Source organism: Chromatiaceae bacterium (assembly GCA_024235395.1).
Lineage (GTDB): Bacteria > Pseudomonadota > Gammaproteobacteria > Chromatiales > Chromatiaceae > Thiosocius.
Window position 1 is genome coordinate 354,444 of the sequence record JACKMK010000002.1, and the last position, 20,408, is coordinate 374,851.

The 20,408-nt window shown below is 64.5% G+C and carries 25 protein-coding genes; 14 read left to right on the forward strand and 11 right to left on the reverse strand.

Annotation, left to right across the window (positions count from 1 at the left end; translation table 11 throughout):
- Positions 1 to 3: 3 nt before the first annotated feature.
- Positions 4 to 537: a DUF2452 domain-containing protein gene (locus H6955_09650; GenBank protein ID MCP5313811.1), complete on the reverse strand. Its 534-nt coding sequence runs from the start codon at positions 535 to 537 to the stop codon at positions 4 to 6.
- A gap of 108 nt (positions 538 to 645) precedes the next feature.
- Between H6955_09650 and rpsP the strand changes: the two genes are divergently transcribed.
- The 7 genes from rpsP to H6955_09685 all read left to right on the forward strand — a co-directional run bounded on the left by rpsP (position 646) and on the right by H6955_09685 (position 6,742).
- The gene (gene rpsP, locus H6955_09655; protein MCP5313812.1) at positions 646 to 900 is read left to right on the forward strand and encodes a 30S ribosomal protein S16; all 255 of its coding nucleotides are present in this window, start codon (positions 646 to 648) and stop codon (positions 898 to 900) included.
- Positions 901 to 972: 72 nt separating this feature from the next.
- On the forward strand, positions 973 to 1,494 hold the full coding sequence (rimM, locus tag H6955_09660; protein MCP5313813.1) for a ribosome maturation factor RimM: 522 nt from the start codon (positions 973 to 975) through the stop codon (positions 1,492 to 1,494).
- Positions 1,495 to 1,502: 8 nt separating this feature from the next.
- On the forward strand, positions 1,503 to 2,240 hold the full coding sequence (gene trmD, locus H6955_09665) for a tRNA (guanosine(37)-N1)-methyltransferase TrmD (GenBank protein ID MCP5313814.1): 738 nt from the start codon (positions 1,503 to 1,505) through the stop codon (positions 2,238 to 2,240).
- 18 nt (positions 2,241 to 2,258) lie between these two features.
- Positions 2,259 to 2,615 carry a 50S ribosomal protein L19 gene (gene rplS, locus H6955_09670; protein ID MCP5313815.1) on the forward strand — a complete coding sequence of 119 codons (357 nt, stop codon included), beginning with the start codon at positions 2,259 to 2,261 and terminating at the stop codon, positions 2,613 to 2,615.
- Between the two features lie 290 nt (positions 2,616 to 2,905).
- Positions 2,906 to 3,550: a PEP-CTERM sorting domain-containing protein gene (locus H6955_09675; protein MCP5313816.1), complete on the forward strand. Its 645-nt coding sequence runs from the start codon at positions 2,906 to 2,908 to the stop codon at positions 3,548 to 3,550.
- A gap of 449 nt (positions 3,551 to 3,999) precedes the next feature.
- Positions 4,000 to 4,605 carry a glutathione S-transferase family protein gene (locus H6955_09680; protein MCP5313817.1) on the forward strand — a complete coding sequence of 202 codons (606 nt, stop codon included), beginning with the start codon at positions 4,000 to 4,002 and terminating at the stop codon, positions 4,603 to 4,605.
- Between the two features lie 304 nt (positions 4,606 to 4,909).
- Positions 4,910 to 6,742, forward strand: a complete 1,833-nt coding sequence (locus tag H6955_09685) for an SLC13 family permease (GenBank protein MCP5313818.1) — start codon at positions 4,910 to 4,912, stop codon at positions 6,740 to 6,742.
- 44 nt (positions 6,743 to 6,786) lie between these two features.
- Here the strand turns inward: H6955_09685 and H6955_09690 are convergent, their stop codons facing one another.
- Genes H6955_09690 through H6955_09700 form a run of 3 tightly spaced genes read right to left on the reverse strand, consistent with a single transcriptional unit; the run spans position 6,787 to position 9,780 of the window.
- Entirely contained in the window at positions 6,787 to 7,794 is a 1,008-nt protein-coding gene (locus H6955_09690; GenBank protein MCP5313819.1) for a GTP-binding protein, read from the reverse strand.
- Position 7,795: 1 nt separating this feature from the next.
- Complete coding sequence (locus tag H6955_09695; protein ID MCP5313820.1) at positions 7,796 to 8,851, reverse strand: hypothetical protein; 1,056 nt, start codon at positions 8,849 to 8,851, stop codon at positions 7,796 to 7,798.
- Complete coding sequence (locus H6955_09700) at positions 8,848 to 9,780, reverse strand: hypothetical protein (protein ID MCP5313821.1); 933 nt, start codon at positions 9,778 to 9,780, stop codon at positions 8,848 to 8,850. The genes H6955_09695 and H6955_09700 overlap by 4 nt, the downstream gene beginning before the upstream one ends.
- Before the next feature lie 155 nt (positions 9,781 to 9,935).
- On the opposite strand from H6955_09700, the gene H6955_09705 reads away from it, so the two are divergent.
- Together H6955_09705 and H6955_09710 are read left to right on the forward strand one after the other, a co-directional pair.
- A complete protein-coding gene (locus H6955_09705; protein ID MCP5313822.1) occupies positions 9,936 to 10,745 on the forward strand; it encodes a ferritin-like domain-containing protein in 810 nt (269 codons plus the stop codon).
- The gene (locus H6955_09710; GenBank protein MCP5313823.1) at positions 10,730 to 11,413 is read left to right on the forward strand and encodes a UDP-2,3-diacylglucosamine hydrolase; all 684 of its coding nucleotides are present in this window, start codon (positions 10,730 to 10,732) and stop codon (positions 11,411 to 11,413) included. Before H6955_09705 ends, H6955_09710 begins: the two co-directional genes overlap by 16 nt.
- 13 nt (positions 11,414 to 11,426) lie before the next feature.
- Here H6955_09710 and H6955_09715 read toward each other — a convergent pair whose 3' ends face one another.
- Positions 11,427 to 12,161, reverse strand: coding sequence for a UDP-2,3-diacylglucosamine diphosphatase (locus H6955_09715; GenBank protein MCP5313824.1), 735 nt, complete (start codon positions 12,159 to 12,161; stop codon positions 11,427 to 11,429).
- Positions 12,162 to 12,262: 101 nt separating this feature from the next.
- Here H6955_09715 and H6955_09720 point away from each other — a divergent pair, with 101 nt between their 5' ends.
- Positions 12,263 to 13,132, forward strand: a complete 870-nt coding sequence (locus H6955_09720; protein ID MCP5313825.1) for an AEC family transporter — start codon at positions 12,263 to 12,265, stop codon at positions 13,130 to 13,132.
- Positions 13,133 to 13,155: 23 nt separating this feature from the next.
- Here H6955_09720 and H6955_09725 read toward each other — a convergent pair whose 3' ends face one another.
- Complete coding sequence (locus tag H6955_09725) at positions 13,156 to 13,596, reverse strand: GIY-YIG nuclease family protein (GenBank protein MCP5313826.1); 441 nt, start codon at positions 13,594 to 13,596, stop codon at positions 13,156 to 13,158.
- Between the two features lie 124 nt (positions 13,597 to 13,720).
- Positions 13,721 to 14,323, reverse strand: coding sequence for a TetR/AcrR family transcriptional regulator (locus tag H6955_09730; protein MCP5313827.1), 603 nt, complete (start codon positions 14,321 to 14,323; stop codon positions 13,721 to 13,723).
- Between the two features lie 161 nt (positions 14,324 to 14,484).
- On the opposite strand from H6955_09730, the gene H6955_09735 reads away from it, so the two are divergent.
- On the forward strand, positions 14,485 to 14,931 hold the full coding sequence (locus tag H6955_09735) for a DUF2852 domain-containing protein (protein ID MCP5313828.1): 447 nt from the start codon (positions 14,485 to 14,487) through the stop codon (positions 14,929 to 14,931).
- Between the two features lie 185 nt (positions 14,932 to 15,116).
- Here the strand turns inward: H6955_09735 and H6955_09740 are convergent, their stop codons facing one another.
- The 4 genes from H6955_09740 to H6955_09755 all read right to left on the reverse strand — a co-directional run bounded on the left by H6955_09740 (position 15,117) and on the right by H6955_09755 (position 17,390).
- Positions 15,117 to 15,533 carry a hypothetical protein gene (locus tag H6955_09740; GenBank protein MCP5313829.1) on the reverse strand — a complete coding sequence of 139 codons (417 nt, stop codon included), beginning with the start codon at positions 15,531 to 15,533 and terminating at the stop codon, positions 15,117 to 15,119.
- A 141-nt stretch (positions 15,534 to 15,674) separates the two neighbouring features.
- Positions 15,675 to 16,070 carry a hypothetical protein gene (locus H6955_09745; protein ID MCP5313830.1) on the reverse strand — a complete coding sequence of 132 codons (396 nt, stop codon included), beginning with the start codon at positions 16,068 to 16,070 and terminating at the stop codon, positions 15,675 to 15,677.
- 222 nt (positions 16,071 to 16,292) lie between these two features.
- Positions 16,293 to 16,781, reverse strand: a complete 489-nt coding sequence (locus H6955_09750; protein MCP5313831.1) for a peptidyl-prolyl cis-trans isomerase — start codon at positions 16,779 to 16,781, stop codon at positions 16,293 to 16,295.
- A 45-nt stretch (positions 16,782 to 16,826) separates the two neighbouring features.
- Complete coding sequence (locus tag H6955_09755; GenBank protein ID MCP5313832.1) at positions 16,827 to 17,390, reverse strand: peptidyl-prolyl cis-trans isomerase; 564 nt, start codon at positions 17,388 to 17,390, stop codon at positions 16,827 to 16,829.
- 179 nt (positions 17,391 to 17,569) lie between these two features.
- On the opposite strand from H6955_09755, the gene H6955_09760 reads away from it, so the two are divergent.
- The 3 genes from H6955_09760 to H6955_09770 are packed head-to-tail and all read left to right on the forward strand — an operon-like array spanning position 17,570 to position 20,374.
- On the forward strand, positions 17,570 to 19,078 hold the full coding sequence (locus H6955_09760) for a cysteine--tRNA ligase (GenBank protein MCP5313833.1): 1,509 nt from the start codon (positions 17,570 to 17,572) through the stop codon (positions 19,076 to 19,078).
- Positions 19,075 to 19,428: a hypothetical protein gene (locus H6955_09765; GenBank protein MCP5313834.1), complete on the forward strand. Its 354-nt coding sequence runs from the start codon at positions 19,075 to 19,077 to the stop codon at positions 19,426 to 19,428. The genes H6955_09760 and H6955_09765 overlap by 4 nt, the downstream gene beginning before the upstream one ends.
- Positions 19,421 to 20,374: a DUF3616 domain-containing protein gene (locus tag H6955_09770; GenBank protein ID MCP5313835.1), complete on the forward strand. Its 954-nt coding sequence runs from the start codon at positions 19,421 to 19,423 to the stop codon at positions 20,372 to 20,374. Before H6955_09765 ends, H6955_09770 begins: the two co-directional genes overlap by 8 nt.
- Positions 20,375 to 20,408: the final 34 nt, after the last annotated feature.

A 20,408-nucleotide genomic window follows, 5' to 3' on the forward strand; every position in this document is an offset into this window, starting at 1 on the left:
GGTTCAGCCGGTGTCGCCGCGATCGCCGGTCGCTGCCCCGAGCAGCCGGGCGAGCTGATCGACACCGCTTTCGGCCTCGGCCGGGGTGTCTGCGGCTGTCCAACTCATGTCGGTTTGCAGACGGTAGGAACCGATGAAGCGCTGCGGCGGTTGGCCGCGCCAGTCGTCCGGCGACAGCATCGAGAACACCAGGCCGCCGTCTTCCGCCTGATACAGGTGGTAGACGCGGCCGGGAATCCGCCGGAAGGCGCAACGCGCGCGGTTCAGCTGCTGGTCCGAGCGGGCCTGAGCCAGGATGGCGCGCGCCTGGGCCTGTAGCGCCTTGACCTGCTCGGCGATCACCGCCATTTGCCCACCCAGGCGAGCGTTGATCATCTGATCGGCGGTTTCGATCTCGCGGGCCAGATCGACCAGATCGAAACGCGGCGCCAGCCGGCTGACAGGATAGGGTGCGCTGTGCGCGGGTCCGTCATGGCGCAACGGACGGTCGTCGCGATGGTCCGCAGGCTCGCTGGTATCCTGACTGTTGCCGGTCATGAGGCCGTTCGCTACTTCACAAAGCCCGAATTTTGCGTAGAATACCCGGTTTCTCTCGGGCCGGTTGGCTCCGGGCCAATCGAAGACTGAATTTAAGGCTAACAGAAAATGGTATCGATTCGACTTTCCAGATCGGGTGCGAAGAAGCGTCCCTACTACCATCTCGTCGCCGCTGACTCGCGCCGCGCACGTGGCGGCCGCTATATCGAGCGCCTGGGTTTCTACAACCCGATCGCAGTGGAAGGTGAAGAGGGCCTGCGCATCGATCTCGGCCGCGTCGACCATTGGGTGTCGGTCGGTGCGCAGTTGAGCGATCGTGCGCGCAAGCTTGTCGAAAGCTACCGCCAGACGGTACAGAGCTGATTCGCCCGCCGTCGCGCCGTGCGCGACCCGGGGGGAGCCCCGGTGAGCGGGTCCGGTGACGGAGAGCAAGGGATCAGAGCCGAGGGTGACGAGCAGCGTTTCGTCACCCTCGGTCGCATTACCGGGGCGCATGGTATCAAGGGTTGGGTGAAAGTCCTGTCGGAGACCAGCCCCCGCGCGAACATCGTGCAGTATTCCCCGTGGTACCTCGTGCGAGGGGGGAGGCACGAGGAATGGAAGGTCCAGGACGGGCGCATGCAGGGCAAGTCGGTGGTCGCGAAGCTGACCGGCTGCAACGATCGCGACATGGCCGAGGGCCTCGCCGGACTCGAGATCAGGATCCGGCGTGATCAGCTGCCACCGGCCACCGAACCGGGCGAATTCTACTGGGCCGATCTGGTCGGCCTGCGGGTGCAGACCCTCGACGGGGTCGAGCTGGGCCGAATCCAGCGGTTGTTCGAGACCGGCGCCAACGACGTGATCGTCGTCGACGGTGATCGCGAACGCCTGATCCCCTACCTCTGGGAGCAGGTCGTGCGCGAAGTGGACCTGCAGCAGGGCGTGATGCGGGTCGATTGGGACCCGGATTTCTAGGGGGCGGTGTGCGTTTCGACGTGGTCAGCCTGTTCCCCGAGATGTTCGACGCATTACGGGTCGGCGTGACCGGCCGCGCGTTGCAACGTGGCCAGGTCGAACTGGTGATATGGAACCCGCGCGACTACGCGGACGACCCGCACCGGACAGTCGATGACCGCCCCTATGGCGGCGGTCCCGGCATGGTGATGATGGTCGAACCGTTGCGCCGCGCGATTCGCGACGCCAGGGCGGCGGCCCCGGACAGCGCGGTGGTCTACCTGAGCCCGCAGGGCCGACGTCTGGATCAGGCGGCCGTGCGCGGGTTGGCCGCACGACCGGGACTGGTCCTGCTGGCCGGGCGCTACGAGGGCGTCGACGAGCGCCTGATCGAGACCGAGGTCGACGAGGAGTGGTCGATCGGCGACTACGTGCTGTCCGGTGGCGAACTGCCGGCGATGGTGTTGATGGATGCGTTGATTCGGTTGCAGCCGGGGGTGCTCGGTCACGCCGACTCGGCGGAACAGGACTCGTACGTGGACGGCCTGTTGGACTGTCCGCATTACACGCGGCCTGAGACGATCGATGGGCGCGCGGTGCCGGAGGTGTTGACCTCGGGCAATCACGCGTCGATCCGCCGCTGGCGGCTGCAGCAGGCGCTCGGACGCACCTGGCTGCGCAGACCGGACCTCCTCGAGGGCCGTGCGCTGAGCGGCGAAGAACAGGAATTACTTGATGAATTTATCCGTGCCCGGGTGGGCACCTGAGGTATAGGAGCAGCGGCGATGAGCAACATCATCCAGGAACTCGAACAAGAACAGATGGGCAAGCAACTGCCGGATTTCGGTCCTGGCGATACCGTCGTGGTGCAGGTCAAAGTGGTCGAAGGGCAGCGCGAGCGTCTGCAGGCGTTCGAAGGGATCTGCATCGCCAAACGCAACCGCGGCCTGAACTCGTCGTTCACGGTGCGCAAGATCTCGCATGGCGAGGGCGTGGAGCGCGTGTTCCAGTCGTACAGCCCGAGCGTTGCCGAGGTCCAGGTGAAGCGCCGCGGCGACGTGCGTCGCGCCAAGCTGTACTACCTGCGTGGCCTGACCGGCAAGGCGGCACGTATCAAGGAGAAGATCAAGTCGTCTTCTTGATTCACCGCGCCGCGCCCACTGGCGCCTGAGCATGAAAAGCCGCTGTGGCGACACAGCGGCTTTTTGCTGTCTGGCGTGACTGTCCATTCAGTTGGGCGTTCGTGATGCGAAGTTGGTGACGAGACAGTCAACGACTCGCTGTATTGTCAGGTTTGTTAACACAGAAGCCCCGGCGACGAGCCTGCGACACCCTAACCTGCTGATTATCAATACTAAAAATTTATTGGCGCGGAAAATGCTTAAAGGCAGCACAGGTTAACGAGCAGATCGAGTCAAGGGGTATGGGGACAATGAAGAATTCTAATCTGATCAGATCTTTGGTCGCAGCGTGCGCCATGGTGGGTTGGTCGTCGCAAGCGGCTGCCGTGTTCATCGACTTCGAAACGGATGCCGGTGGTGCTGCGATAACGCCAGAGGTCTCTCTGCTGAATCAATATGCCAGCCTCGGCGTTGTTTTTTCCGCCTTGGAAGACGGTCAGTCGGTCGACCCGACTATCCAAAGTCCCGATGTGTTCTTCGGTGAGCCTGCATTCTCGGGCAACAACTTTGCGGATAACCAGATCGCGGGTTTCGGTCCATCCGACTCTACCAACCGCGCCGACGTGTTCATCATGTCGTTTGCAAGTGCGGTGTCCGGTGTCAGCTTCTACGTCGATCCGAATGGCGGCGCAGACCCGACGTTCAATGCCTACGACTCCGCCGACAACCTTCTCGAAACCATTGTTGTCTCTACAAACGGTTGGAATCAGATCACCTTCGCTTCTACGAATATTTCGCGGATCGAAGGCATTCAACCCACGGATACCTGGAACTACGGCATTGACGATCTGGCATTCACGATAAACGAAGTGCCTGTCCCCGCGACTATTGCGTTGCTCGGTCTGGGCCTGGCGGGAATCGGATACCGTAGGCGCAAACAGCTCGAGGCTGCATAAGCACCCTCGTTCGACCTGCCAACCAAGCGGGCTGCCGCGGCGCGGGTCGAGTCAACCTGGGTTCGGATACCAAAGCGGCTGTCAGGCTTCCTGGCAGGCCGCTTTCGGCTTTTTCAGGGCCTGGTATCACCCGCACCACAGCTCCTCCATATTCGATCACACACCAGGGCCCGCAATTTGATGCGGTCCTCGATCGTTGCACGGGCTCGCTTCGAAAGCACCCTTCAGATCCTCGAACCTGAGCCGAACGGCCGGTCGGGCACCGCCATCAGGACAACTCGTTGCGGCCGGTGTCGGGGCACCCAGGTCACCGGGCCGCGCGAGCGCCGGCAACAGGGTCAGGTGTGTCCATCCTGGACGCCCCCTTGCCGCGCTATTTTTGACAGCAAGGTGAGCAATCTGGGCTCCGGTTGCTCATACTTTCGTAGCAACGATCGGTGGAGGCCACGATGGAGCTCGTCCTGTATTACCAGCCCGGAACCCGGGCGCTTCGGGTACGCTGGGTGCTCGAGGAACTGGCGCTGCCGTACCGACTCGAACGCATCGACCTGCGCAAGGGAGAGGGCAACACCCGCGCCTACCGGGCGATCCACCCACTGGGCCAGCTGCCGGCGCTGCAGGTCGACGGCGAGGTGATGATCGAAAGCGGCGCGATCGTTCACTGGCTGGCCGAGACGCACCCTGAGCAGGGGCTGGCGCCGCCGCCGGGAACACCGGCGCGGCGGGCGTTCGATCAGTGGATGTACTTTGCGGTGAGCACCCTGGAGGATCCGGCCTGGGAGATTATCCTGCATCGCGACATCCTGCCGGAGAGGCACGCGGTGAAAGCGATCGTGCCGTTCGCCGAACGCCGCCTGCGCCAGGTGCTCGACGTGCTCGAGTCTGCGCTGACCGGTCGCCAATACCTGGTCGAAGACCGCTTCGGTGCGGCCGACATCATGGTCGGTTACATCCTGATGTGGTTTGCCGATGAATGCGCCACGCGGCCGGCGCTGCACGGTTACGTCGAGCGGCTCGCGCAGCGTCCCGCGTATCTGCGCGCGCGCAACGACTGAATAGACCGCAACACCTGGTGCCCGTCGAGCGGGCCGCCGGCGTCCGCTGCCTGTTTGCTGCGGTGGCCTGCACTGTCTGCTTTTTTTTCATGCGACCGGCACCTTTGCCGTGTTCACGTTCGGCATCCTTCGGCCGCGGATGCCGGCCTTCGCTTCGCGGTCGGTGTCGCTTGCCGGGTTTTTCTTGCACTGAGCGTATTGCGTCTGGTGTGGCGCACCAAAGTGAGGCGCGGAAAGCGCTTGACTTGCCGCGGGCTATTCAGTGAATTGCAGCGCTGGAAGGCAGTAGTGGCGAGGCTTGCCGATGTCGTGGCAGATCGGGTTCGTGTACGCGCTGACGCTTGGTGCGATCGGGTTGTTTCTCAGCGGACGCGTGCGCCTCGATCTGACTGCGGCACTGGTGATCGTCGCACTGGCGGTGAGCGGTGTACTTACGCCGGCCCAGGCGGTCGCCGGCTTCGGCAATCCGTTGGTGATTCTGATCGCCGGCCTGTTCATCGTCAGCGAAGGGCTGCATCGTACCGGGGTTGCCGCCGCGGCCGGGTTGAGGATCGCGCACATCGCCGGTTCCAGCGAGACGCGTGTCATCGTGCTGATGATGACGGTGGTTGCGCTGTTGTCGGCGTTCATGAGTTCGACCGGTGTCGTGGCGCTGTTCGTCCCGGTGGTGATGAGCCTGGCGCGCGAGGCGGGCCTCATCCCGGCGCGGCTGTTGATGCCGCTGGCGATCGGTTCCCTGATCGGTGGCATGCTGACGTTGATCGGCACGCCGCCCAACCTGGTCGTACACCGTGCCTTGGTCGACGCCGGCTGGGCGGGTTTCGATTTTTTCGATTTTGCGCCGATCGGCGGCGTGATCCTGCTGGCCGGGATCGTCTACATGATGACCCTGGGACGGTGGCTGCTGCCGGCGCGCGGTGAGCCGCAGCCAGCGCACCGGCGCAAGCGTCTGCACGAGATGGCCGCGCAGTTCGGCATCGACGGCAGTCTGCATCGCCTGCGGGTCGAACCGGGCTCGCGCCTGATCGGTCACACCGTGGGCGAGGTCGGGCTGCGGCGCAATCACGAACTGGCGGTGATCGCGGTCGAGCGTCAGGGCAGGCTGCTGGCATCGCTGGCGCCGGTGTTGACCGGTACCCGGCTGCGTGCCGCAGACACGCTGATCGTTTCCGCGCCTGCGTCGGCGATAGCCGGGCAAAAGGCCGACCTGGGACTGACCGATCTGGGTTTTCCGCATGGTCTGCAACGTCGCTTTCGTGAGTCGTTCGGTGTCGCGGAGGCGTTGGTCGTCCCGGGTTCGCCGCTGGTCGGCAAGACGGTTTTCGAGAGCAACCTGCGCGAGCGGCAGCGCCTGAACGTGCTGTCTGTACGCCGTGGTGACGGCCCAATGGCACTGGACTTTCAGGCTACCGAGTTGCTCGCCGGCGACATCCTGTTGGTCGCCGGTGCCTGGACGGACCTCGAACGGCTCGGCGGGCCGCGCCGTGACCTGGTGTTGCTCGAGATGCCGGAGGAGGTCGCCGAACGGACCTGGCATGCGAATCAGGCGCCATGGGCGATCGTTATCACGCTCGGCATGCTGGCGTTGATGGTCAGTGAACTGACCTCGACTCTGGTCGCGGTGATGCTGGCGGCGTTCGCGATGGTCGCTACGCGCTGCGTCGAACCGGAGGAGGCCTACCGGTCGATGAACTGGCAGAGCCTGGTGCTGATCGCCGGCATGCTGCCGCTGGCCGATGCGTTGCAGGCAACCGGCGGCGCGGGGTTGATCGTCGGAGGCCTGACCACGCTGTTCCGCGACCTCGGTCCACACGCGATCCTGTTCGGCCTGTTCGTCCTGACCTCGTTGCTCAGTCAGTTCATTTCGAACACTGCGACCACGGTGCTGATCGCACCGATCGCATTGGGTATCGCCGGTGACCTCGGATACCAACCACCGGCCTTCATGATGACGGTCGCGATCGCCGCGTCGACCGCATTCGCGACCCCGGTCGCGTCGCCAGTGAACACCCTGGTGTTGGCACCCGGCGAATACCGCTTCGTGGACTTCGTGAAGGTCGGTGTCCCGCTGCAGCTGATCGCCTTGCTCATCACCGTCGTGTTGGTGCCGATCGTGTTTCCGCTCACCGGCGCATGACCGCCACGAGACGTCGAAGACCTCGACGTCGATAGCGGGAAGGCTCAGCCCGGGGCTTCGGACAGACGGCGTAGTGCGGTGTCGATCGCTGCGACGTCGAGCGGTGCGGGATCGAGCAGTTCCAAACGCGAGCGCCGGTCTGCGGGTGGGTGCTCGAGCCTCGACCAATCCGTCTGGTTGAGCGTCAGCCAGCCGCGATCGGTGTCGAACAGGCCCTTTTTGCGCTCCGCCTCGAGACCGGCGATGAACGCGGCGAGGCGCTCGGCTGGCCACGGCTGGGGCGTGCGCATCAGCCAGCCGGCTCGCTGGTAGCCGTCGCCGCGCCCTTCCAGCATCACCCAGTCCTGAGACCCCTGCGCCGCCGCATCGGCCCGCGGTTCGCCGTGATCGAGCAGAAACGCGTGTGCCTCTGGAAACGCGGCGCGTCGATCGGTGCCGCGTCCCAGTTCCAGCCAGTTCGGATCCAGCATGCCGCGTTCGGTCACGGCGATCTTTCGCTTGGCCGGCTGCAGTGCGATGACGAACTCCTCGAGCGCGGCGAAGTCCGCGGCGGCGTACAGGTCGCCCTTGTTCGCGACCAACACGTCGGCCAGGTGAATCTGGTCGACGAAATTCGGGTGTGCGAGGTGTCGTTCGGAACGCAGGTGGCGGGCATCGAGCAGGCACACGGTGGCGAGCACGCTGAGCACGTCGGCATACAGCGGACCGCTCAGCGTATCCAGCACCTGGGCTGGATGCCCGAGGCCGCTCGGTTCGATCAGGATACGCTGCGGCCGGTATTGGCGGATCAAGCGGTTGAGGCCGGTGGTGAACGCCGGCGCCGCGACACAGCATAGACAGCCACCGGCGACCTCCTGCACGGCGACCTCGCGCCCGTCGTCGAGCAGCGCGCCATCGACCCCGACCTCGCCGACCTCGTTGACCAATACCGCCCATTGCTGTCCCGGCGGCACATGGTTCAACAGATGGCGTATCGCCGTGGTCTTGCCGACGCCGAGAAAGCCGGTGATCAGATTGACCGCGATGGGCGGTGCTTGCGGGGGGCGACTCACGCTATTGCGATCTGTCCTGGTCGGCGGCCTTCTGCGCCTGCTGGTCGGCTTCGGCCTCGGCCTTGAAGTAGTAGTCGTAATTGCTGTGCAGATGGCTGGTGAATTCCCAGGCCTCGTTGTACGAGAGGCCGCTGTTCTCGGGGAAGATCACCTTCACATACAGGCCGTCTTCGTGCTCAGTCTGCAGGCGTGTCAGCACCTTGTCGAGTTGCGTGCGGCTGATCGCCTGGTAGTTGCCTTCGCCGCCTTCGCGCCACGAGATCTGATACTTGCCGTCTTCTTTCCAGTAGCGCACCTCGATCAGATGGCGACCGGCGGAACTGCGTGCGGGGCGCACCAGCTTGTCGTATTTCACCTTGAGACTGTCGAAGTCGTCGATCAGCACCAGGTAGCGGCGCTCGAAGTCCTGGCTCTGTAGCTGCGCCTCCTCGAGCGCCTTGCGTTGTTCGGCAATCGTCGTCTGCAGCTGTTCACTGCGCTGTTCGCTTTCACTGAACCGCGTGCGCATCTGTTCGAGGCCCTCCTCGAGGGTGACGATGCTGCGCTGTGCGGCGCTGAGTTGCAGCTGTTTGTTGTCGATATCCTGCAGCGCCTTGCTCAACTGGGTCTGCCGTTTCTCGACGTCGGCCTCGAGTCGCTGGCGCAGCAGGGCCAGCTGCGCGGACTGCTGCGCCAGGTCGTCGCGCTCGTTGGTGAGGCCGGTAATCGCGCGCAGCTGCTCGGCGATCTGCGTCTCCTGGCGCAGGTCGCGGTCCTGCAGTCGCATGATCTCCAGCTGCATGCGTTGCACCTGCTCTTCGGCACGGTGCAGCGCGGTCGACAGGCTGTCTTTTTCTTCGCCGGTGGCGCGAGCGAGTTCGGCGGCGATGCGTTCCGCCTCCATGGTCGCGCGCAACTGGTTGACGAGTTCCATGTTGCGCACCAGCAGTACGACCATGGCGATCAGGAAGATCATCACGACGACGGTCATGATGTCGGTGAACGACGGCCAGAAGCCCTCCTGGACCTCGCCACCGCCGCCGTTGAGGCGCAGGTCGGTGAAGCCTTCCTGGCTCATTCGTCGTCGCGCAGGCGGAAGCCGACCTGCAGTTGATGCTGGATCGTGCCGAGGTGGCCGTCCAGCCCGTCGACCTGCTTGCGGTACGACTCGATTGTCGTGGACAACTGGTCCTGGGTGGCTTCGAAACCGAGCTGCGATTTCTGCATCTGGTCGACGAGGCCCTGCAGCGAGCGGATCAGGCCGGTGAACTCGTACAGCACGCTGTCGGTCTGGATCTGGAACTTGGGCATCAGGTAGGTCGTCGTCACCTGCTCGACACCGCTGATCAGGTTGGTCTGGGCGTCGGTCAGGCGCTGGTAGATGTAACCGAAAAACACGTAACAGACGATCGCGGTGATGGTCGTCGACAGCGCGGTCGACATGCCGTGGATCACCATACCCATGCCGGTCGCGCTGACTGCGTTTTCCAGCACATTGGAGGCGCCGATCAGAGCGATCGACAACGAGACGATGGTGCCGAACACGCCGGTAAGGATCAGTATGTTGTTGATGAAGCGCGGCGTTCCATTGCGGGTGCTCTCGCTTGCGACCAGCGTCGAGGCGAGTGCGTTCTGATTGATCGGGGTACGTGCCTCGTGCAGGCGGCGCATCGTCGCGTAGCGGCGACCGATCATCGACGAGACACTGATGCCTTTCAGAGGATCGGCGTCCGGGCGCTTCTCGACGTTGCGCACGAAACGGGTCAATGCGGCCTCTTCACCGACATAGCTCAGCAGGATGATCACGGTACGCAGCAGTCCGACCGCGAACAGCGCCAGGATCGCGCCGTTGATCACGACGCCCATCGTGGTGAGCTGGTCTTTGAAGTAGACCTGGTTGATCAGGTCGAACTTCCAGAAACCCACGCCGGCGGCCAACGCGGCGAGTACGATCATTCGCAACAGGGTGTTGCGGCTGTAGTTGCGCCGCAGATTGATGCTTTCCAACGTGTCAAACCTCACACAGGGGCGCTGCACGGGCCCGGCGGCCGGCTGGTCCGAGCGGTGAATACCGGCGGCATCTTAGCATGCGTCCCCGATCGCCGTGGTCGCGGTCCGCGCACCGGTCGGCGGCCGGGCGCGGTGCGGTGTAGACTCGCGCGATGTCCGACAACCTGTATGCCGCCGCCGAACGCTGCCTGCGCTGCGCCGATGTGCCGCAGAAGCTGGCGCTGGCGCGTGCCCTTACCGTCGACTGGCGCGACGATCGCCTGCGCCGCGACGATCCGCCCGACCCGGCCGACCTGACGGAGGCCGGTCGGCCGCCACGGCCCGAACTCGTGGCCCCCGCGGACCTCGCGCAACGACGGATCGGCACCCCGCGGGGCCACGCTGCGCTGATCCATGCGGTCGCGCACATCGAGTTCAACGCGATCAACCTGGCCTGCGACGCGGTCTACCGGTTCCGCGACATGCCAGACGCGTTCTATACCGATTGGACCCGGGTCGCGGCCGAGGAGGCCTATCACTTCTCGCTGTTGCAGGCGCGCCTGGAGCAGTTGGGGCATGCCTACGGCGATTTCCCCGCGCACAACGGTCTCTGGGACATGGCCCAGCAGACCGCACACGACGTGCTGTTGCGCATGGCGCTGGTGCCGCGGGTACTCGAGGCGCGCGGACTCGATGTGACACCGGGGATGATGGAACGATTCGCCGCCGTCGGTGACCAACAGACCGTGGCGATCCTGGAGATCATCCTGCGCGACGAGGTCGGACACGTCGAGGCCGGCAGCCGCTGGTTCCGCTACCTGTGCGAGCGCCGCGGTCTCGAGCCGGAGACGACCTATTTCGCGTTGCTCGAGAAACACCTTGCCGGGGGGATGCGCTGCCCGCTGCACAAGGCGGCGCGTCGCGACGCCGGCTTCACCGAATCCGAATTGGCACGCCTGGAGGCGTTATGTACAAGATCCTGAGTGCGTTCGCGTTGAGCACCGCGTCAATGGTCGCGGCTGCCGACCCGGTATCGTTGCTGGTCTACCGCGTCTGGGAGCAGGGGAGCGAACCCTATCTCAGCCGCGTCCTCGTGTCACCGGACCACGTGCGACTCGACGAGGGAGACGGCGGTGGCTATACGCTGTTCGATCGGCGTCAGGAGATCCTGTACAACGTATCGCCGCAGGACCGCTCGATCCTGGTGATGAATCCAACCCAGATGGTTGGCGACCAGCCCGAGGACCTGAGTCTCCGCGAAGAGGTCAAGCCGGACGAGCAGGCCCCCGAGGTGGCCGGCAAGCAGCCACAGGATGTCCGCCTGTTCGCGAATGGCGAGCTGTGCAGCGAACTGGTGGTCATCGACGGTGTGATGCAGGACGCTGTCGACGCACTCGCCGAACTGAAACTGGCGCTGGCCAGGATCCAGGCTGCGACCCTGGCCGCGACGCCGGTCGAGATGCGCACGCCGTGCGACATGGCGACCAACATATACGCGGCCGACCGCTCGCTGCGGTTCGGCCTGCCGGTGCAGGAACGCAGTGACGGGCGCAGCCAGTCGCTGGTGGATTTCACGGCCGCCTACGAGGCCGACGCCGACACCTTCAGTCTGCCGGCGGAGTTCGATCGCAGGCCGCTGTTCTCGTTCTGAGTCGCCGCGCCGATCAGCCGATGGCGAACTCCACCGTCTGCAGTCGCTCGCCGTCGTCCAGCCATGCGGCCGCGTGCCCGGCGTGCCACTCCGGTAATACGATGCGGGTCGCGGTACGGCCGTCGGGCAGCCGGTGCCGGTGGACTGCCGGGCGGTGCGTGTGGCCGTGGATCAACTGGGTGACCCGATACCGGTCCAGGTAACGCGAAACGGTATCCAGGTTCACGTCCATGATGTCGCTGGTCTTGATCGCGGTCGCTTCGCCGCTGCGCCGGCGTATTCCGGCACCGATCCGTCTGCGCCGGGAGAGCGGAAGGCGCAGCACCAGCCATTGCAGCAGCGGATTGCGCAGGAAACGGCGTGCCCGCTGGTAATCCACGTCGTCGGTGCACAACAGGTCACCGTGCATCAGCAGGGTCGGTTGGCCGGCGACCTGCGTGACGACGCAATCGGGCAGCAACTGCACTCCACAGTCGCGCATCAGGCGCCGTCCCATCAGAAAGTCACGATTTCCGCGCTGGATCTTCACCGTGATGCCGCGCCGCGAGGCGCGACGCAGGACGTCGCGCACCCGACCCGCGGGTTCTGCGCCGTCGTCGTCGCCGACCCAGACGTCGAACAGGTCGCCCAGGATGAACAGGGTGTCGCCGGACTGCGTGTAGTCGGCCATGAAGCGCTCGAACAACGCCAGGGTCTGCGGCCGCTCGGCCGCCAGGTGCAGATCCGCGATGAACCACTGCCTCGACATGGGCGGCCATTGTAGCGACTCGTCCAGCCACTGGCGCGGCCCCGGTTGTCGATCGGCGGAGCCGTTCGTATGCTCGCGGTTTGTTCTAACAGGGGGCACGCATGCTCCAGGTCTTTGAGATCGTCTTTCCGATCTTCGCGATCGTGCTGCTCGGTTATCTGTATGCGCGCCGCTTCGGGCCGGATATGGCCTCGGCGAATCGGCTGAACCTGGAGGTGTTCACGCCGGCGCTGATCTTCTCGGTGTTGTCCGGCGAAGGCTTTGAGCTGGCGCGTTACGCGGAGTTGGCGTTGGCCGCGCTGGCCGTTGTCCTCGGTTCCGGGTTGGTCGCGTGGCCCGTCGCGCGGCTGTTTGGTTTTGCCAACAAGACCTTCCTTCCGCCGATGATGTTCAACAATTCCGGCAACATGGGCCTGCCGCTGGCGTTGTTCGCATTCGGCGAGGCCGCGCTGCCGGCGGCGATGATCCTGTTCCTGGTCGAGAACACCCTGCACTTCACGGTGGGCAACGCGATGCTGACAGGGCACGTGAATCCGCTGAAACTGCTGCGCATGCCGATGCTGGTCTCGACCCTGGCGGGGTTGTTGGTCGCGGTACTGCAGCTGCGCGTGCCCGGGCCTGTGCACGAGGCGATCGATCTGCTCGGGCAGATCGCCATTCCGTTGATGCTGTTCGCGCTCGGCGTGCGCATGACCGGCGTGGATCTGTCCGACTGGCGTATCGGTGTGGTCGGGGCGATCGTCTGTCCTCTGAGCGGGTTGATCATCGCCGGCCTGGTCACGTTCGCGGTGCCGCTGCCGGGGACGCAGGGCGCTCAGCTGCTGGCGTTCGCCGCGTTGCCGCCGGCGGTACTCAACTTCATGCTGGCCGAGCGTTACCACGTCGAACCGCGCAAGGTCGCGGCGATCGTGCTGCTCGGCAACCTGGCGAGCCTGTTCGTGTTGCCCGCGGTGTTGTTGTTGGTGCTTTGATCAGAACGGGCAGGGCCGTGGCGTCAGTCGGGCGTAGTACCCCGCCAGGCGGCCGGGTCGCCCGGAGCGACGCGGGCGAAGGTCGCAAGTGTCGGACGTTTCGCAGCGAAGAACAGGTGGGCTGCGCAGCGACAATCGCTACAGCCGAACCCCTGTACCGGTCTCATGCCGGGCAGCTGTGCGAGTGCCTGCGCCCAACGGTGTTCGAGGCGCCGCGCATCCCGGCTGTACCAGACAAGCACTGGCGTGGTGATCGCACGCAGGTAGTCGATATGCCAGTGAGGGGTCTTGTCGCGACGCCAATGGCGCAAGACACGCGCCCGCAGGCCCCCGGGGCCGAAGGCGCTGCCGACGTAGACGTAGTATCCCGGCCGGGTCACGAGCCGGCCCCATCGCCCGATCTGTACCGACATATCCTGATCGCAGCGCAACAGCAACGCATAGGTGCCCGGCGATGAGTCCATCAGCCGCGCCGCCGGTCGGTCCCACAATGGGCGAGGCGATCCGGCGTGCGTGCCGTGAGTCCGTTCAGATGCGTTCGCAGAGCGACCTTGGTCACCGGGTCCAGGTCCACGGTGTTGCGAGTTGCTATCGCGCCAATGCCGGGCTCAGGGCCCTGAGCACCGCGTCCGCCAGGTGCAGCTTGTGCCCGCGATCCTGGTCGCGGGCCACCGGGCCATCGACGTACAGGTTCGCCAGCCCGTGCACCGAGGACCAGGCCAGCAGCTCCTGCGGGCTGAAGTCGTGCGGATCCACGTCGTCGATGGTCTTCACGAAGCCTTCCTGCAGGTAACCGGCCAGGCGTTCGGCGGCCGCGAGGTAGGCGCCATCCATCGAGTAGATCATTTCCTCGCGCCACATCGCGCGAAAGAACGCGGGTTTGTCGAGGGCGAAGGTGACGTAGGCCATGCCGACTGCGTGAAAGGCGTCGGTTCCTTCCCGGTTCGCCTGCCGCTTCGCGGCCTCCATCGCATCGGCGAGCTGGTCGAGGGCCCGGGCCGCAAAGGCGGTCATCAGCGCACGTTTGTCGGTGTAGTGGCGGAACGCCGATGCCGGCGAGACACCGAGGCGTTTGGCGCAGGCGCGCAGAGTGACCGCCTCGATGCCGAACTGCGAGGCGATCTCGTCGACCGCATCGAGCAACGATTCGGCCAGGTGGCCGTGGTGGTAGCCGGTCTTGGTCGTTGTCATGGCCATATTTCTAGCACAAAAGTGAACATTGTTAACTTTTTTGCCGCGCCCTCTTGAAATGGGTCGCGGTTTCCTCTAAATTGCATGTGAACGGCGTTAACATTAGTCGGATAAATGGAGTTAACCCGTTATTTTTATTGAAATATCGGAGGTCAACGACCATGTCATCGACAGACTATTCACATCCCGGTCACGTACGCGGTCGCTGTGTTGAGGGTGCGATGCGCTCCTGCTGCGGTGGACACTGGAGCGGCGCGAACATCGCCGCGATGGTGCTGGGGTTCGTCCTGTTCCCACCGCTCGGTCTGGCGGTGTTGATCTGGACCATGATGGGGCGCCCAATCCAGGATCTGCCCGGCTGGGCCCACGAAAAGTGGACGCGGGTGTTCGGAAAAGGGGGTACTCGCAGCTACGACGAGAGCGAGAACGTTGTGTTCAACGAGTATCAACAGACCCAGTACGACCGCATCAGCGAGATCAAGGAGGAGATCAAGCGCCGCGCCGAGGCATTCCGGACTTTTCGATTCGACGCCAAGCGGCGTGCGGACAGACGGGAATTCGACGATTTCATGTCGAGTAATCCGGACAGGGGTAACGACAGGAACTGAGTCGCCTCATGCCCCGGTGGTATCACCGATGTCCCGGGTCGCCGCGCGGCTGCGCGGCGGCCCGCCGGGGATGCGGCGTTTCGTCGACCCCAAGGATTCACGTTTTGGAGTTGCCCGTCGAGGGAATCGATGCAACCGCGTCGGCTGGCTGCGCAGGCGCTGCACCGGTCTGACCGGTCGACAGCTCACTCGGCGGTGCGGTCGTGGAAAAATACCTCCAGGCCCGGGTTTTCTGTCCGTACGCCGGGTCGATACAGGTAACAGCTGATCCTCGCGTGGTTGTCCAGATCCGCTCTGAACAGACAGGTTTCCTCGAAGGGCACGCCGGCCTCGGCAAACCGGATGCGCAGTACCTCGGCGTCGCCATTCAGCGCGGTTTCAACGGCCGCGGTACCCTCGGCCGCCGTGCCATTGATTGTCCGGGTCACGGCCAGGCCGCCATCCGTGGCGAAGACCTCGACCTTGCCGACATAGGTGTGGTCGGAATCGACTGCCTTGCCGACCAGGATGTAATGGCCGATCAGCGCCTCTTCCACGAAACCCGTCTCGGCGACGCAGGCGCTCGAAACCAGTAAAAATGCCGCTGAAATCGCCCTGTTCATGCCTGATGGATGCTCCGGGTCCGATCAAGGTCGATGCGTCGCACGATCTCGTACGGTCGCGAGCGGCCCTGGTATTCGACGTCCCGGTCCTGGCTCACAACGACCTGGTAGCCAGTCGACGACCGTCGGATTGAGAACCGCTCATTCACAACGGCCCACCAGGAAGCTCAGTTGGCCGACGAAGAAGATCACCAGCACCAGGCTGCCGGTCGCCATCAGATTTCGCTGCACGGTGTTGACGCGCGGCTTTCCGAAGAGCGCCTGGACCAGCCGCTGCCCGAAAGACAACCCGGGCTGCCGGATCGACGTCTCGCGGATCGCCAAGTACATCGCCGCACCCTGCAAGACGATCGCCAGCGCCAAAAGAGGCAGCGCAAAGGCATCGAAACGACACCCTAGTGTGATGACCCTGTTGGCGAAACTGCCGCTGCCCTGCAGATCGGCACCGGAGACCAGCAGCATGACGTGCGCTGCGACGACCAAGATCGCGATGGCCGCGCCCAGCGCGGAAACGATGCCTGAGTAGGTGATCTTCATAGTCCGCTACCCGGCGGCCTTAATTGCCAAACGAGACGAATGACGGTGTGCAGCGGCTGCGGCTGCCGCTTGGTACGCCCCTCGGCCCGGGTACGAGTATCGGACCTTCTGGCCGCGTCCCTGTGTCACCGGACGACATCGGCCAGGCCGTACCGTCCACGGAGGAGAACCGCCAGGCGCCTGTGTGGCGGGGCTGGCGGACAGATTGCGGGCGGCGTGTCGTCAGTCGCCGATCTCGGCTTTCTCGATCACGACAGGCTCGGTCGGCACGTCGGAATGACCGGCGCGATTGGTCGTCTCGACGGCCTTGATCTTGTTCACCACGTCCATGCCGTCAGTGACCTTGCCGAACACGCAGTAGCCCCAGCCGTCCTGTCCCGGGTGGTCCAGGAAGCCGTTGTCTTTCACGTTGATGAAGAACTGCGCGGTGGCCGAATGCGGCTGCATGGTGCGCGCCATCGCGATGCTGCCGGTAACGTTGCTCAGCCCGTTCTTGGCCTCGTTCTCGATCGGGTCGCGGGTTGGCTTCTGCGTCATGTCGGGCAGGAAGCCGCCACCCTGGATCATGAAATTGTTGATCACCCGGTGGAAGATGGTGCCGTCGAAATGGCCGTCGCGCACGTATTGCTCGAAGTTGGCGCAGGTCTTGGGGGCCTTGTCGTGGTCGAGTTCGATGACGATGTCGCCCATGCTGGTCTTCAAGGTGATCATGAGTGCTCCTGGTCGATGGATTCGGTGGTTGCGGCTTGGGTGATGTCAGGGCAGGCGGGTGACCGATTCGATCGTCACGGTCTCCTTCGGCACGTCGCGATGCCCGGCGCGGGTGCCGGTCGGGACGTCCGCGATCGCATCGACCACGTCCATGCCGTCGACGACCTTGCCGAACACTGCGTAGCCCCATCCGTCGAAGCTCGGATAGTCGAGGTTGGTGTTGTCCTTGTGATTGATGAAGAACTGGGCGGTCGCCGAGTGCGGCGCATTGGTGCGCGCCATCGCGATGCTGCCGCGTGCGTTCTTCAGCCCGTTCTTCGCCTCGTTTTCGACTGGTTCGCGGGTCGGTTTCTTCTCCATGTCCGGCAGCATGCCGCCGCCCTGGATCATGAATCCGCTGATGACGCGGTGGAAGATGGTGCCGTCGTAGAAGCCATCGTCGACATAGGTGAGGAAGTTCTCGACCGTCTTGGGGGCCTTTTCGGCATCCAGTTCCAGGGTGATATCGCCTTTACTGGTCTTCATCAGGACACGCGCGTTTTCGGCATTCACCTGCAGTGCAGTGGCCAGCAACAGCGCGCTGACCAGCAGTGGGATCCGGGATTTCATTCGTTCGACCCATTGGATGGATGAAAGGGGTCGCTAGTGTAGCGACCTCGGCGGGGCGACAAAACCCCGGGGCGTGGGTGGGGGCGGCCGGCCGTGCCCCCGGTACTCGGGCAAAGCGACCGTTTCAGTTAGTATTCACCCTCGATCAACCGCTTCACCGCTGCACCCTCCGGATCCCGATGCTGAACCTGTACAACGACCTGACCCGCACCAAAGAGCCCTTCGAGCCGCTGCACCCGGGCCGCGTGAACATGTATGTCTGCGGCATGACGGTCTACGACCTGTGCCACCTCGGGCATGCGCGCGTCATGGTGGTGTTTGACGTGGTCGCGCGCTACCTGCGCCTGCTGGGTTACGACGTGACCTACGTACGCAACATCACCGACATAGACGACAAGATCATCAACCGGGCGAACGAGCGCGGCGAACCGTTCCAGGCGCTGACCGAGCGTTTCATCCGGGCGATGCACGAGGACGCCGCGGCGCTGGGCGTGCTGCCGCCGGACCAGGAGCCACGTGCGACCGAGCACCTGCCCGACATCATCGACATGATCGAACGCCTGATCGAGCGCAGGCATGCCTATGTCGCCGACAACGGTGACGTCTACTACGACGTCAACAGCTTCCCCGGGTACGGTCGGCTGTCGGGCAAATCGCTCGCCGACCTGCAGGCCGGGGCGCGTGTCGAGCCCGGCGAGGCCAAGCGCAATCCGCTGGACTTCGCGCTGTGGAAGGCGGCCAAGCCCGGCGAACCCGCCTGGGAGTCGCCGTGGGGCCCGGGGCGGCCGGGTTGGCACATCGAGTGCTCGGCGATGTCGACCAAGGCGCTCGGTGACACCTTCGACATTCATGGCGGCGGCGCCGACCTGACTTTTCCGCACCACGAGAACGAGATCGCCCAGTCCGAGGGTGCGACCGGTCATCCGTTCGTCCGCTACTGGATGCACAACGGCTTCGTGCGCATCAACGACGAGAAGATGTCGAAATCCCTGAACAACTTCTTCACCGTGCGCGAGATCCTGGCGCGCTACCGGGCCGAGGAGATACGTTACTTCATTCTGACCAGCCAGTACCGCAGCCCGCTGAACTTCGGCGACGAGCAGCTGGACAACGCGCGCGCCGCGCTGACGCGCCTGTACACGGCGCTGCGGGGTCTGCCGGATGCGGAGCCGGCGGTCGACGAGGCGCTCGAGGCGCGTTTCCACGCGGCGATGCAGGATGACTTCAACACCCCCGAGGCGCTCGCCGCGCTGTTTGAACTGGCGCGCGAGCTGAACCGGGCGCGGGCCGAGGAGCCGGCGCGCGCCGCGGCGCTCGCGTCCCTGCTGCGTCGGCTCGGTGCTGTGCTCGGCCTGCTGCAGGATGATCCGGAGACGGTTTTGAAATCGGGACCTCCGCGTGTGACTGGCCATTTGCATGCGCGGGAAAACGGGAGCGATGTGGCCGCGATCACTGGAAACGTGCGCGTAACCGGTCAATTGCAAGCGACGGAAGTGGGAAGTGACGTCGCATCATTCGCCGGACATGTTGGGCTCACCGAAGAACACATAGAAGCGTTGATTGCCAAGCGCACTGCGGCCAAAAAAGACAAGAACTGGTCCGAGGCCGATGCGATCCGCGACCAGTTGAAGGCGGCCGGGATCGTGTTGGAAGACGCACCCGGTGGGACGACCTGGCGACGCGCATGAATCCCGCTGTGCAAAACCGGCAGATGCGGGTGTTCTACCGGGATTACGCGAACGACCGCGCGGTGCCCTCGAGTCGACCGGAATGGCTGCCGCTCGAGCGGATCGCGCCGATGGCCGGACAGGTGCTGATCGCCCCTGACAACTTCTTCGGTGTGATCGACCAGAATGACGTGATTCTGCAGTGTTATCTGGCGGACGCCCCGGACACCGTCACGCTGGAGCTGGTCTACCCGGAGGCAACCGGCTGCCTGCGTCTCCGCCTGCCGATCGCGGCCGCGTTGGAGTGTCTGACCGGCTTGCCGTCGGTGTTCGATGAGTCGCTGCTGAGAGGGGCGCAATACGTTGACTGAACAGACTCTGCCGAACGCTGTCTCGGAGCGGATATCGGATGTGCGTCCGCTGGTCCTGCAGGGCGAAGTGGATGCCGCGATGGAGCTCAGCGGTGTCGCGCTGGCCGGCGACTTCCTCGCGCTCGGTGCCGACGAAGGACATCAGCTGCAGATCCTGCGCCGTCAGAACGGCACTGCATGGGCACTCGCACAGCGCGTCGCGCTCGCCAAACAGGACCAGGAGGCGGACATCGAGGCGATCACCTTCGGTGACGGGCATCTGTACGTCGTCGGATCGCATTCACTGCGACGCCGGCGGCTCAAGCCGGAACTCAGCGTGCGCCGCAACCGCGAGCGCCTGTTGCAGGTCGAAGAACAGGACGCGCGTTGCCGACTGTACCGGATCCCGTTCGACACAGGCACCGGCGACCTCGGACCGGTGCAGCGCATCGACCTGCGCAAGCGCCTGCGCAAAGATCCGCTGTTGGGACCGTTCAGCAAGCTCCCGGGCAAGGAGAACGGTGTCGATATCGAGGGGGTCGCATTCAGTCGCGGGCTGTTGCACCTGGGATTCCGTGGGCCGGTTTTGCGCGACAACTATGTACCGGTGATGAGCCTGCGGTTCGACCGACCGAAGGACTACGCGTTGCGCTACGTGCGCCTGGACGGTCAGGGCATCCGCGACATCTGCGCGCTCGATGAGGGTTTCCTGATTCTGTCCGGACCGGTCAATGATGCCGCCGGACCGTTCTGCCTCTGGTGGTGGGATGGCAGTGACCAGATCCCCGGCAAGGGACGCACGCCAAGACCGGCGCGTCGGCTGGCCGAGATCAGCACGCCGGGTGGAGCGAAGGCCGAGGGTCTCGCGGTCGTCGACAGCGGTCCCGGGGATGTCGACTTGATCGTGATCTACGAGACCGGGACCGCGGCCCAGGCGGTCGCGATGCGTCTGCGCCTGGGCGAATGAGCCCGTCCGCCGACAGCGTCGCCTCGCCGCGGGG

What these genes read in the sequence shown, in the direction of transcription:
- rplS (MCP5313815.1), top strand. Translation starts at nt 2,259, where the DNA reads ATGAGCAACATCATCCAGGAACTCGAACAAGAACAGATGGGCAAGCAA.
- H6955_09710 (MCP5313823.1), top strand. Translation starts at nt 10,730, where the DNA reads ATGTACAAGATCCTGAGTGCGTTCGCGTTGAGCACCGCGTCAATGGTC.
- H6955_09675 (MCP5313816.1), top strand. Translation starts at nt 2,906, where the DNA reads ATGAAGAATTCTAATCTGATCAGATCTTTGGTCGCAGCGTGCGCCATG.
- H6955_09720 (MCP5313825.1), top strand. Translation starts at nt 12,263, where the DNA reads ATGCTCCAGGTCTTTGAGATCGTCTTTCCGATCTTCGCGATCGTGCTG.
- H6955_09685 (MCP5313818.1), top strand. Translation starts at nt 4,910, where the DNA reads ATGTCGTGGCAGATCGGGTTCGTGTACGCGCTGACGCTTGGTGCGATC.
- H6955_09715 (MCP5313824.1), bottom strand. Translation starts at nt 12,161, where the DNA reads ATGTCGAGGCAGTGGTTCATCGCGGATCTGCACCTGGCGGCCGAGCGG.
- H6955_09705 (MCP5313822.1), top strand. Translation starts at nt 9,936, where the DNA reads ATGTCCGACAACCTGTATGCCGCCGCCGAACGCTGCCTGCGCTGCGCC.
- H6955_09680 (MCP5313817.1), top strand. Translation starts at nt 4,000, where the DNA reads ATGGAGCTCGTCCTGTATTACCAGCCCGGAACCCGGGCGCTTCGGGTA.
- H6955_09725 (MCP5313826.1), bottom strand. Translation starts at nt 13,596, where the DNA reads ATGGACTCATCGCCGGGCACCTATGCGTTGCTGTTGCGCTGCGATCAG.
- H6955_09695 (MCP5313820.1), bottom strand. Translation starts at nt 8,851, where the DNA reads ATGAGCCAGGAAGGCTTCACCGACCTGCGCCTCAACGGCGGCGGTGGC.
- H6955_09730 (MCP5313827.1), bottom strand. Translation starts at nt 14,323, where the DNA reads ATGACAACGACCAAGACCGGCTACCACCACGGCCACCTGGCCGAATCG.
- H6955_09650 (MCP5313811.1), bottom strand. Translation starts at nt 537, where the DNA reads ATGACCGGCAACAGTCAGGATACCAGCGAGCCTGCGGACCATCGCGAC.
- H6955_09735 (MCP5313828.1), top strand. Translation starts at nt 14,485, where the DNA reads ATGTCATCGACAGACTATTCACATCCCGGTCACGTACGCGGTCGCTGT.
- H6955_09765 (MCP5313834.1), top strand. Translation starts at nt 19,075, where the DNA reads ATGAATCCCGCTGTGCAAAACCGGCAGATGCGGGTGTTCTACCGGGAT.
- H6955_09750 (MCP5313831.1), bottom strand. Translation starts at nt 16,781, where the DNA reads ATGATCACCTTGAAGACCAGCATGGGCGACATCGTCATCGAACTCGAC.
- H6955_09760 (MCP5313833.1), top strand. Translation starts at nt 17,570, where the DNA reads ATGCTGAACCTGTACAACGACCTGACCCGCACCAAAGAGCCCTTCGAG.
- H6955_09740 (MCP5313829.1), bottom strand. Translation starts at nt 15,533, where the DNA reads ATGAACAGGGCGATTTCAGCGGCATTTTTACTGGTTTCGAGCGCCTGC.
- H6955_09755 (MCP5313832.1), bottom strand. Translation starts at nt 17,390, where the DNA reads ATGAAATCCCGGATCCCACTGCTGGTCAGCGCGCTGTTGCTGGCCACT.
- rpsP (MCP5313812.1), top strand. Translation starts at nt 646, where the DNA reads ATGGTATCGATTCGACTTTCCAGATCGGGTGCGAAGAAGCGTCCCTAC.
- H6955_09745 (MCP5313830.1), bottom strand. Translation starts at nt 16,070, where the DNA reads ATGAAGATCACCTACTCAGGCATCGTTTCCGCGCTGGGCGCGGCCATC.